This window comes from Methylobacterium sp. J-048, from assembly GCF_022829515.1.
Classification (GTDB): domain Bacteria; phylum Pseudomonadota; class Alphaproteobacteria; order Rhizobiales; family Beijerinckiaceae; genus Methylobacterium.
This window is the reverse complement of the sequence record NZ_JAKSYL010000041.1, coordinates 1-1209: the sequence shown is the minus strand read 5'-3', so window position 1 is coordinate 1209 and position 1209 is coordinate 1. Positions and strand designations below refer to the sequence as shown.

3 protein-coding genes are annotated in these 1209 nt (G+C 62.0%); all 3 read left to right on the top strand.

The window, feature by feature from the left end:
- A partial coding sequence (locus MKL09_RS01205; RefSeq protein WP_244017184.1) for a hypothetical protein occupies positions 1-568 on the top strand: 568 nt, incomplete at its 5' end.
- The gene (locus tag MKL09_RS01200) at positions 558-794 is read left to right on the top strand and encodes a hypothetical protein (RefSeq protein ID WP_244017182.1); all 237 of its coding nucleotides are present in this window, start codon (positions 558-560) and stop codon (positions 792-794) included. The genes MKL09_RS01205 and MKL09_RS01200, both read left to right, overlap by 11 nt.
- The coding region (locus MKL09_RS01195) for a hypothetical protein (RefSeq protein ID WP_244017181.1) at positions 784-1209 on the top strand (426 nt) is incomplete at its 3' end. The genes MKL09_RS01200 and MKL09_RS01195, both read left to right, overlap by 11 nt.

The following is a 1209-nucleotide window of genomic DNA, read 5'->3' as shown; positions in this document are numbered from 1 at the left end:
CTGTTTCGAGCCGATGAAGGCGCTCGACGTGGCTCTCGGCTACATCGACACCGAGGCGCTATCCAAGAACAAGTTCCCTCGCGGCGCTGCGCTGTTCGGCAACGTGAAGGACCACCTACGCCAGATCTGCGCGGCCACCCGCACCTCATGGTCAATTCAGAAGGGTAAGCTTCAAGTTCTTGGGAACGACAAGGCTTTGCCCGGCGGCGAGATCGTCCTGAACAGCCGCACCGGTCTCGTGGGCATGCCGGTTCAGACGATCCAGGGCATTGAGGGCGTCGCGCTGCTCAACGGAAATATAGTCCCCGGCTGTGTGGTGCGGATCGATCAGAAGTCCATTCAGCAGGCCGAGTATGATCCCAGCATCACCGGCGAACCAAACAATAAGCTTCTGAACCAATTCGGCATCGCCAGCGACGGTCGCTACAAGGTTTTCTATGTTGGTCACATCGGCGATAGTCGTGGTGAGCCATTTTTCACAAATTTTATTTGCGTTCGGCTCGACGCTTTGTCCGCGTCCTACGCTCTATCCTCGCGCGGCATTGGGAGCCCAACCAATGGACAATGAGAATAACTTGGACCCGCAAGCTTTCTACGGCGCGATGAACGGCGCCCGCGCCGGCTTAGCGCACTTCGGTATTTCGGCCGACGACGAGATCTGCACGCAGGTCGCCGTCGCGGTCCTGACTGGGTTTGCGATGTGTCGCGGCCTTGAGCCGGGAAGCTTGGAACGGCTCCGCGACATCACCCTGCGGGCCTGGGAAGCTTCGGAGAAGCGCAGCCATGACGCCTGAATTTGAGATCGCCGGCAACCGCTACCGCTTCGACCGGATGCCGGCCCAGTCGGAAACCCGCATCCTGCGCCGGTTCGCCCCGCTGATCGCCGAAGTTCTGCCCCTCGTGCTTGCCTCCGGGCAGCGCATCGCTCTCAAGCCGAACCTCGACGTTCCGAGAGTGCTGCAGATCCTATTTAGGGGGTGGGGCAAGCTCACGGACGACGACTTGGACCTGATCGAGCGCGCCAGTGGTGCGAGCCTGACGCGCGAGCATGGCGGGGAATGGCTGCCGGTCTGGCCGAAGGGCGAAGCCGAACCCGCGTTCGCCGATATCGACGGCGCCGCGCTTGAGACCATCGTCGGCTATGCGCTCGGCTTCACGGTCAAGCGGTGGGTGGATGGTGGCGGCGACATGGTCCCGGCCGAGATCCGC